Raw genomic sequence first — 10,528 nt, forward strand, 5'->3', positions numbered from 1 at the left:
AAGAGCCTGTTTAAAAAGTGACATTTTCTAAAGTTAATATAGCCTATAAAAAGTGACATTTTCTAAAGTTATTGACAAACCAATTTGCATCAGGAGATCTGCGTCTGGAATATAATACTGCACTCAGCAGTGCCCCTATGGGAACGGTCATGATAATTGCTATGGTCCCGGAAATCCCCTGTGCAATCTCCATTGCGATAAAATCAGAATTCATAAGCTGCGCGTACTCTACTCCATATGCCTTCAGCATAAGAAGTGTCGTCAATGAGCTTCCTGTAAAAGCAAGAATCAGGGTATTGCACATGGTTCCAATCATGTCTTTCCCCACACGCAGCCCTGACTGAAATAATTCCCGGGGAGTGATATCTGCTTTGTGGCAGGTAATCTCATGGAGAGAGGAGGCGATGGATAATCCCACATCCATTACGGCACCAAGACTAGAAATCAGTATTCCGGCAAATAAAACCTGTGATATCTGCAGTCCCGTGTTCTGAGAGATCAGAATCAGCGCTTCCGCCTGATCTGTGTTAAATCCGCTTACATGTACCAGGGATGCTATAACCTGAAATATAATCCCTGACAAAATGACGCCCATTCCTGTAGCTATGGTTGCCACCCAAGTCTTTTTATGATTGCCGTTCAATAGAAACAGAGATACCGCAGCAGTTATTACAACAGTAACAATGCAAACCCAGATGGGGGAATAGCCATTAAAAATCATCGGCAGCATAAATCCCAGTATGGTATACATAGTAAATAAAAGACTTACTGCAGAACGTAATCCTTTTCCTCCCCCGATCAGGACCATAATGCCTATCATAATTCCCCCGAACATAAAAATAACCGGTGCCCGGTAATAGCTGTACACCGTGATCAAAGTTTCCGCTTCCAGGGGATTATCAATGCAGGCAATAAAAGCCTGGCCGCTGTGCAGCCTCACATTATGAGTGGTTGATAGATAATTATCAATAAGAACCTCTTTTCCCTGAAAATCTCCCTGAAGTATTCTAGCCCGCAGAGTCTGGACTCCATAGTATCTGCCCTTGGTCGTTTCGTCTTCCCGCGCGTTCTCTTCCACTACTTCTATTACCTCAGCTTTTGCATAACCCAGGCTTTCGCTGTTTATCAGAGAAAGAGTAACAGGATTTTTGTCATTATAAAGATAAACCCCAAAACTAAATACTATAATCAGCAACAGGAAAATGATATCTGTCTTCTGCCTTTTCTTCATTTATTTAACTCCTTTTTGACAAAGTTTCCAATAAAGCGTCAGGCGGCAGATGACTGTCACCTGCCGCCTATTCTATAGTTCTTGAGTGTTCAAAACCAACAGAAGCCTTTTTGGTATATTACGGATTTACACATGCTCCGCTCTGGTTAAAACGGTACATTTTCCCATTAATTTTTAATGACTGGCCGCTGACCATTGCCCCATTTCCCTTCAGATAGTACCAGGTAGTTCCAAGTTTTATCCATCCGGTAGCCATGGCCCCGCTTTCTTTCAGGTAATACCAGGTTCCTCCCATCTGTACCCAGCCGACAGCCATCGCTCCGCTTCCTCTCAGGTAGTACCAGGTTTCCCCTACCTGAACCCAGCCGGTAGCCATTGCCCCGCTTCCTTTCAGGTAGTACCAGGTTCCCCCGGTCTGCAGCCAGCCGGTAGCCATAGCTCCGCTGTCTTTCAGATAATACCAGGTCTTACCAGTCTGTATCCAGCCAGTGGCCATGGCTCCGCTTTCTCTCAGATAATACCAGGTTCCCCCCACCTGTACCCAGCCGGTGGCCATGGCTCCGCTTTCTCTCAGATAATACCAGGTCCCGTCAATTTCTATCCAGCCGGCGGCCATGGCTCCGCTCTCTTTTAGATAATACCAGGTTCCTCCCACTTTGACCCAGCCGGTAGCCATTGCCCCGCTTTTGCTGAGATAATACCAGGCGCCGTTGGTATCCAGAAACCATCCGGTGCGCATATACCCCTTTTCGTCAAACGCATACCAAATACCGTTAATCTCCGCCCAGCTATTCGTCTGATAGGTTCCGTCAGAGAGCTTTAATCTCCAGCCCCTTCCATCATTTTCCCAGGTCTTGGTGATTGGTTTTTCATTTGTGGTTTTATGAATGGTAAATTCATCTACAACAGATTTGTCTGAGGTTCTGTATGTGGTAATTCGGAAAGTGTCCTCAGATACATCAATCTTAGAGATATTGGGCACATGCTCCTGATTTTTGACCGCCACATAATCTCCCTCCAGATTCGAAGAGAATTCATAATACTTACTGCCGCTGGCAGAGTTGGCAGTAATATAAACAATACCGGACGGATCTGTAATTTCACTGATTGGCTCTCCGTTTTCATCTGTGGATTCTTCCACCATAGGTTCCAGGCCATCCATCATGTAGCTTCTGGTATATACATGGTCATGTCCCATGAGCACTGCATCGATACCAAGCTCTTTAAATACCGGTGCCAGTGTGCTTCTCCTGGAAAGAATATCGTTATCTACCGCATGACTGGCTGTACTGTATATAGAATGATGGAATATAACGAATTTCCAGTCTGTGTCCGGATTTAAATGAATCGCATTCCTCATGAATTCTTTATGCTCTGCCGTACTTTGATTGTTAGAGTTGATTACCAGGAACAAGGAATTGTTATATACATAATAGTAATCACCGTTGGCATTGCCTTCCCCGCAGTCTCCCAGCTGGCTTACATTAGGCAGATTAAAGTGTGTATTATATGCAGTGCCTTTGTAGTCATGATTCCCCACAGCAGTGGCAAAGGGTACGCTGTACACAGGACTTCCGTCATAATTAGCCAGATAAGCGTCATACTGAAGTTCACTGGTTCCTGCCTCCACATGGTCGCCTGCATTCTGGATAAAACTAACCTCAGAAAATAAAGGATCCTGCTGAATAAGATTCAGGGTGTTTCTCCATCCGTCCTTATCTGCGTCCAGATCTCCGGATGAACCAAGCTGAGGGTCTCCTGCAAAGATAAAGCTGAAATCACCGGATGATTTTGTTTTCGTGGCATACACTTGTTCTGACCAGATTCCATTGTTTCCCACTCGATAGACATACTCAGTGTCCTCCTCAAGGCCGGACACAGTTGCCTGATTGCTGGTGTACACCTTTCCCTGGGTAAGTGTCTCCACGGCCTCAAAGGTCTCTGCCTTTTCTTCCGGAAAAGCATCCCCGGTCATATCAGATTTTTTAGCGAACTGTACTTGTCCCCCCTCTGTTGCCAGAGAATACCAGGTAAGATTTAATTCCGAAGGTGTAGCCCCAATGGTCAGGGAAACCGCTTTTACAGCATCTCTGTCCGGCAGAGTTGCTGTGTCCGGGTGCAAATCCAGATGCCCGAACTTAAAGTACCCCTGGCTGTCAGCTCCTGTCTTATGCAGCTCCACTGCAATTACATTCTGGCCCTTTACCAGCATCTCACTGATATCCCGCATAGTCACATCCGCCTGGCGGATATTCTCTGTATCCCCGTCTTTGCTGCCGTATCCCAGATTATCTTTGTGGGAACCATTTCCAGTATCTTCCGTCTTATATCCCACATCCGGAACATTTAAAGATGTCAGCTGCTGCCCGTTTACGTAAATGATAGCCGCATCTTTATAGTCAAAAGTAAGATGAAGGCCCTCTATGGCACTGGGATCCTCCACTTCAAAATATCCTCTGAAAAAATATGCCTGTGATTCTGAATTTAAGGTTCCGTCCAGTGTATCGAATGAACCTGCATGAGTCTCCCAATCCGTGTCATTGTAAACACTGGAATCCTGGGCATTTGTGCCGAATTTCCTTGTCCAGCCGTTATACTGCCCCCATTTGTCCTTTGCAACTGTTCCGTCTGCGGGATCCCCATTCTGAAAATACTTCCACTCATACTCTGCGTCCATGGCATACCCCGCCCCGCTGTACGGGGAGATATTTTCTTCTGCACTTTTTGCGCCTTCCACTGTATCTGCCAGTACGCTGCCTGCGGTGCCAAATACCATTGCCGCTGCCAGTACTCCCGACAGCCATCTTGCCGCATTTCTTTTTTTCATAAATTTCCTCCTCATTTGATTCTATTGATTTGAACATCGCTTACTATATCACTCCCCCGTAAAATTCAGGTTATTCTAATCAAATATCTGTGTAAAAAATAATATTTTACAAATTTATTATTTTTTTATAAATAGTTTCCCAATGCGGTTGACCAATTCATTGCAAACTTTTACAATGAGCATAGGCTGAAAGCAGAAAGGGGGAACTCCATGAAACGTTCACTAAGCCTTATACTCGCAGCTGCCCTTGTCTTTTCCATGGCAGGATGCGGAGACAAAAAAGAGACAGAAGAGAAAACCACCCAGGAAACCACTACAGAAGCAGACACTTCTACCTCAACTGTCAGTGGAACCCTTGAAACCTTTACAGGCAGCTCCCTTACCATGACAACTACCGACGACAAAGAACTGGTATTTGATGTAACAGGCGCTACATTGGAATGTAAAGATGGCATGGCAGCCGGCGATGCAGTCATCCTCACCTATCAGGGAGAAATCTCAGGGACGGATACCAGCAAAGCTAAAGTAGTAAAAATAACCAATGAAGGGGTTGAGACCTTAACCGCTGAGGTAGAGACAGTACATACCATTTCCGGTACCATTGTAACTGCATCCTCCAGTCAGCTGTCCGTTAAAACCGATTCCGGCAAGATGACCTTTTCCATTCAAACTGCTGCGATAGACAGTTCTTTGGACTTGGAAAAGGGAGATGAAGTATCTATTGATTATATAGGAAGTATCAATGATACAGACACAAGCGGAGCTCAGGTAGTTAAGGTAAGCAAAGATTCGTCCTCCAAAAAGAAGTCTGAAGAAAAGGAAAAGACACAGACTGCTGAAAAAGAGGAGGAAGAAGAAAAGCCAAAGGAGGAAACTCAGACTCAGCAGGAAATGTCCATTGCCGATGTGAATGAAACTGTCTATGCAGCTTCAGATGTATATGTACGAAGCTCTTACGATAAGAATTCCAGCATTGTAGGGACACTCCGCGGAGGCGAATCTGTGGTACGCACAGGCAACTGTGCCAACGGATGGTCCAGGGTTATATTCAATGGTCAGGAGGGCTATGTATATCAAAGCTATCTGACAACCCAGTCTCCGGAGCAGGAAGTGCCTGCTGAACAGGAGGAAGATACTTCAGACAGTAATCCCGAAGGGGAGCAGGATTCTGCTGAGGGAAACGAATAATTAATACAAAGAAAGCACAGGCAATAAGGATGTCTCTTTCCTTATCCTGTGCTTTTCTTTTATCCCATTATGTAAAGCTCCTTAATCACAGGCAGCTTTAAATTCCGTCCAGTTTTTGTTATATGCTTCGTCAGCCTCCGCACTCACATTTTGAACAATTTCACCTTTTGTGACATCAGAAGGTACCACCAGATTTGGGTTTACCAGGGGATCCGCTTCCTTATTGGTGCTGTAATATCCAATATAATTAAAACACTCTGCCGCTTTTTCAGGCTCTAAAATATAATTCAGGAACTGATGAGCTGCCGCCGCATTGGGGGCATCCTTAGGAATAAATGCAGACATTATTCCGAATCCCAGCCCTTCCTGAGGGTATACTACCTTTAAATCAGGATTCTCACTGAGCGCCTGAGTTACCTGGGAGGTGTATAAAAATGCTACCGCTGCCTCGCCGTTCAACAGTGCGTTCTGTGTATTGTCGTCCTGTATCATACGCACATTGGGCGCCAGCTCCAACAGCTTCTCACCTGCTTCCCCGATCACTGCGGTATCCTCCTCATTCATTGACTTACCCATCGTTAACAGTGTGATACCGTTTATGACACGGTAATTCGCTGTCAATGCCACCTTATCCTTCAAGGCTTCATTCCAGAGATCTTCATATCCTTTTATCTCAAAGTCCACCTGTTCCGGATCATAGACAATCAAAGGAATCCCGGCTCCGTAAGGCACAGTATACTCATCCTTGGGATCGTAGAACTGGCCCTGGTAAAGGGGATTAATATTTTTATAATTAGGTATCTCTGCTTTATCTAATTTCTGAACCAGATCCTGGCCCACTGCCTGTTCAATGATGTAGTCATCCGCGATGACTACATCATAATCTCCGCCCTTTGCCTGGGACAGCTTTTCCAGCATGGTCTCATCCGTATCAAAATTAGAATAAACTACCTTTACGCCTGTCTCTTCCTCAAATCCGTCAAGTACCTCCTGGGGAAACATACCTTCCCAGGTAAAAAGTACCAGTTCCTTTGAGTCATCTTCCTTTTGCTCACCGCATCCGCTGATAAGAGCCGCAGCCAGCACTACACTGAGCATGCCCAGAAGTTTTGTTCTTCTCTTCATAATAACTCTCCTTTACATTAAGATTGAACATGATTAGTTTCCTTTATCTGTTCTTCTTCCCCGGTTCCCCAGGGCTGAAGTGATAAATAATATGAAAATAACAGTAATCAGAATCACGGTACACAGCGCGTTAATTTCCGGTGTCACGCCAGTTTTCAGCTGTGTGTATATTTTAATGGGCAGCGTGTTCAGTTTAGGTCCATTTACAAAAATACTGATTACTACGTCATCAAATGACATAGCAAATGCCAGCAGGCACCCGGACATCACGGCAGGCATAATCAAAGGCAGTGTTATGTCAAAAAAGGTCCTGACCTGGGTTGCACCCAGATCCCGGGCTGCTTCTGCAATGGATTTATCAATGCCAACCAGCCGCGCCTTCACCATCATAAAAATGTAGGGGATACAAAATGTAGTATGCGCAATTACCAGGGTTGTCATACCAAAGGGCAGATTCAAAAGTGAAAAAAATGCCAGAAAAACCATTCCTAAAATAATTTCCGGAATCATAATGGGAAGTGTGGAGATGTACTCTACAATCCCTTTGCTTTTATAATTTACTCTGGCCATGCCAATGGCCCCAATGGTACCGATAACGGCCGAAACCCCGCAGCTGAGTATCCCCAGGACAATACTGTTCCAAAGAGCTTCCCTCAGCCCCTCATTATGCCAAAGGGTCTGATACCATTTCAGGGAAAACCCTGTCCACGCCGCCGTAAGTTTTGACTCATTAAAGGAAAATACCACAACAAATACCAGAGGCAGATACATGATTATCATGATGACTGCCAGATAAATATTGGGAAGTTTTGTTCTGTTTTTCAAAATATCCCCTCCAAATCCTTCACATGAGTGATGCTTCTGTAGAGATACATCATCAGAGATGTCATTACCATCAGCAGAACAGCCAGTGCGGCAGCGAAGGGCCAGTTGCTCCCTCTTGTCAGCTGATCCTGAATCAGGCTTCCCACCAGTACTATTTTATTGCCTCCCAGAATATCGGCGATGAAAAATAATCCCATAGAAGGCACAAAGGTGAGAATTACACCGGACAACAGTCCCGGCAGAGTCAGCTTTAGTGTCACCGTCATAAAGGCGTACATGGGTGAGGCGCCCAGATCTCTGGCTGCCTCTACCAGCGACCAGTCCATCTTTTCCACACTGGAATACACCGCAAGCATCATAAACGGCACAAGCGCATAGACCATACCAATAAGTACTGCGGGATATGAGTATAAAATCTTTAACGGCTCGTCTATAACACCCAGAGCCATCAGCAATTTGTTGAATACACCTTTTGCCTGAAGTATTATAATCCATCCATACATTCTAATCAGAGAGCTGGTCCAGAAAGGCACCATAATCAGAAGCATCATCCTTTTTTTCCATTTTGCAGACAGCTTAGCCATAAAATATCCAAATGGATAACCTATCAGCATGATTAACAATGTGCTGAAAAAGGCCAGCTGGAATGACTGAGCAAAGCTCTGAAGGTATACCGGCTCAAATATCTTCTTATAATTTTCCAGGGTAAACTTCCATGTTACTCCCCAGCTGTCATTATTCGTGGCAAAGCTCAGTCCGATCATGTAGAGAAGCGGCCCCAGCACAAAAATAAGTGTAAACAGATACAAAGGAGCAACTGTAAGAAAAACTTTAGAATGTTTCTTTTTCGTCATTCTGTTCCTCCCTGTCTACGATAATTGCATCAGCGGGCTTCCATCCCACACATACCTTCTGTCCAATCTGTACATGAGAGTCAATGCCGTAGCGGCTGGCTATAATCTCTTTTCCATCTTCCAGTCCAATCACCATTCGCAGCTGACCTCCGGAGAAAGATTTTTCAAGTATTACGGCTGGGAGAGCCTCTTTGCACTCCTCACAGACAAGGATATTCTCGGCCCGCACAGCAATCGTTATCTCCTGCCCTATCTGTTCCCGGTCTGGATCAATGATTACTTTGATCTTTCCCGTGCTGATTTCAACAAGAGCCTCCTCTCCCTGAATCTGAACAATCTTTCCTCTGACAATATTGGCATTTCCCACAAAGGTAGCCACATAACTGGACGTAGGGTGATTATAGACCTCATCCGGTGTCCCGATTTGTTCCAATACCCCTTTATTCATTACCACAATCCTGTCCGACATATTGATGGCTTCTTCCTGATCGTGAGTAATATATAGGAAAGTGATTCCCAGCTTTTTCTGAAGCTTCTTAAGTTCCAGCTGCATGGCCCTGCGAAGCTGCAGATCAAGGGCTCCTAAGGGTTCATCTAAAAGCAGTACTTTTGGGTTATTTACCAGTGCCCTGGCTATCGCCACTCTCTGCTTCTGTCCCCCTGACAGTTCCTGGGGCATTCTCTTTTCGTATCCGGACAGCTGAACAAGCTCCAGAATCTTTTTTACTTTTTCTTTAATTTCTGGCTTCGGCATCCTGCGAAGCTTCAGGGCATAGCCAACATTTGCCTCCACGTTCATATGGGGAAACAAAGCATAATTCTGAAATACGGTATTCACATCTCTCTCATGAGGTTCCAGCCGGGTAACATCTCTGCCCTCCAGTATCACCTGTCCTTTATCCGGCATCTCCAGCCCCGCTATAATACGAAGTGTAGTTGTCTTGCCGCATCCGGAAGATCCTAAAAAAGTAATGAATTCTCCTTGTTTTATCTTCAGATCAATTCCATTTAAAACCTCTGAGCTTCCAAAGCTCTTTTCAATCCCTTTCAGCTCTAGTATACTATCTTCCATGTATGTATCCTCTGTTCTTTGTTGAGTAAAAATACCCAGTTTCTTCTTCAAACTCCGATTTTACCATCTTTTTACTAATTATGCAAATCTTATTATAACACAAAAAGATTTAAGTTGTAAAATTTTACCCAATCCCAAAGATAAGTTCCTCTCAAAAGTAATGCCGGACCTGGCATACGCCGGGTCCGGCATAGCTGTCAGTGGGCGTGATTCCCTCCCCCTGATTCCTGCAGATAAGACTGCATCTGGGTGATCTCCTCCTCCTGCAGGGAAATCACATTATCGGCAAACTGTTTCACTTCATCATCCTCTGTATAAGCCAGGATCAATCTTGCCATATCCACTGCCATCTGATGATGCATAGACATTCCCTGGGCAAATGCCCGGTCCAGATCCTCTGTCTCTGTCTCGTGATCCTCGTGGTTTTCCATCATAGCATTATATTCTTTCAGGTATAGCTTTTCTTTCTCTTCATCAGAGGTCTCTGACTTCTCCAGTCTTGCAGTCATGTCCTCCATCTGTCCGATTTCTTCTTCCTGAGCATTGATAATAGTATTTGCCAGTTCGCTGAATTCCGCCTTTTCGCCTGCATACTTTAAATAGCTCTTTGACATTTCAATAGCAGATTTATGATGGGGAATCATGCCCTTCAGGAAATCAAGAGATGCATTGCCCGTCTCTTTTATCTCCATATCATCCATCATCTGGTCCATAATCTCATCCTGCTCCTGAATATATGCGTCTGTGTCTGAATCCTTGGTTCCGCAGCCGCCTATGAGCATAAGGGTACAGAGTAAAACAGAAATTACTTTTATTTTTCTCATGTAAAACCTCCATAGTAATTTAATAACATTAGTATTCCCCTTTTACTCCCAGACATTCTTTTATGGAAAGATTCTCCCCCGTGTGACCGCTGTGTTACCTGATTCCTGTATATATAGTTTATCTTGGGTATTGTCACCTTATATCTGAGGAATATATACGCGGAGGTTTTAAAATGAAGCTGTCAGAATTGATGATAATCCTGGAAGGAAAATGGATTGAGAAAGGACTGAAGCCCGACCAATATATAGATAATATGGCACCCCCAAAAGAACTGTATCACAGAATTGTACAGGAACTAAAGGATAAGGGGATCTATCATGAAAATGATTCTGAAGGTGCTGTATTATAGAACAGGTGACTGGATGTAGATGCTTTTGACGGACATCGAATGTTGAAAATTACATTTAGTATTCTAAAAATTACATTTGACATACTGTATGTACTGTTGTATACTAATAACGGATAGTTAGTAATATCACTCACTATCTCCCCCCTCAAGTTTAAGGGGCTGTCGGTTAATATCGATTTTTGCCCCCTTACATACAAGGAAGAGACAATCCCATAGTATTCGGGCTTTTTCA

General features: G+C 44.3%; 9 protein-coding genes. 2 read left to right on the top strand and 7 right to left on the bottom strand.

The features are described 5' to 3' along the window. Window positions 1-43: 43 nt before the first annotated feature. Window positions 44-1,231, bottom strand: a complete 1,188-nt coding sequence (locus GKG41_RS22785; RefSeq protein WP_154263110.1) for a YibE/F family protein — start codon at window positions 1,229-1,231, stop codon at window positions 44-46. A 118-nt stretch (window positions 1,232-1,349) separates the two neighbouring features. After that, entirely contained in the window at window positions 1,350-4,058 is a 2,709-nt protein-coding gene (locus GKG41_RS23815) for a fibronectin type III domain-containing protein (RefSeq protein WP_173015698.1), read from the bottom strand. A gap of 210 nt (window positions 4,059-4,268) precedes the next feature. On the opposite strand from GKG41_RS23815, the gene GKG41_RS22795 reads away from it, so the two are divergent. Continuing rightward, window positions 4,269-5,246, top strand: a complete 978-nt coding sequence (locus tag GKG41_RS22795; RefSeq protein WP_154263118.1) for an SH3 domain-containing protein — start codon at window positions 4,269-4,271, stop codon at window positions 5,244-5,246. Window positions 5,247-5,327: 81 nt separating this feature from the next. On the opposite strand, the gene GKG41_RS22800 is transcribed toward GKG41_RS22795, so the two are convergent. From GKG41_RS22800 to GKG41_RS22820, 5 genes are all read right to left on the bottom strand, one after another. Next, window positions 5,328-6,371, bottom strand: a complete 1,044-nt coding sequence (locus GKG41_RS22800; protein ID WP_154263122.1) for a spermidine/putrescine ABC transporter substrate-binding protein — start codon at window positions 6,369-6,371, stop codon at window positions 5,328-5,330. 33 nt (window positions 6,372-6,404) lie between these two features. Then, on the bottom strand, window positions 6,405-7,196 hold the full coding sequence (locus GKG41_RS22805) for an ABC transporter permease (RefSeq protein WP_154263127.1): 792 nt from the start codon (window positions 7,194-7,196) through the stop codon (window positions 6,405-6,407). After that, window positions 7,193-8,050: an ABC transporter permease gene (locus GKG41_RS22810; RefSeq protein ID WP_154263130.1), complete on the bottom strand. Its 858-nt coding sequence runs from the start codon at window positions 8,048-8,050 to the stop codon at window positions 7,193-7,195. Before GKG41_RS22810 ends, GKG41_RS22805 begins: the two co-directional genes overlap by 4 nt. Beyond that, window positions 8,028-9,122, bottom strand: coding sequence for an ABC transporter ATP-binding protein (locus GKG41_RS22815; protein ID WP_154263139.1), 1,095 nt, complete (start codon window positions 9,120-9,122; stop codon window positions 8,028-8,030). Before GKG41_RS22815 ends, GKG41_RS22810 begins: the two co-directional genes overlap by 23 nt. A gap of 197 nt (window positions 9,123-9,319) precedes the next feature. Then, window positions 9,320-9,946: a DUF305 domain-containing protein gene (locus GKG41_RS22820; protein WP_154263142.1), complete on the bottom strand. Its 627-nt coding sequence runs from the start codon at window positions 9,944-9,946 to the stop codon at window positions 9,320-9,322. A gap of 173 nt (window positions 9,947-10,119) precedes the next feature. Here GKG41_RS22820 and GKG41_RS22825 point away from each other — a divergent pair, with 173 nt between their 5' ends. Further along, a complete protein-coding gene (locus GKG41_RS22825; RefSeq protein WP_154263145.1) occupies window positions 10,120-10,296 on the top strand; it encodes a hypothetical protein in 177 nt (58 codons plus the stop codon). Window positions 10,297-10,528 lie beyond the last annotated feature (232 nt).

The sequence above is a fragment of the Lactonifactor sp. BIOML-A5 genome, from assembly GCF_009677585.1.
In the GTDB taxonomy this organism is placed as follows: Bacteria; Bacillota; Clostridia; order Lachnospirales; family Lachnospiraceae; genus Lactonifactor.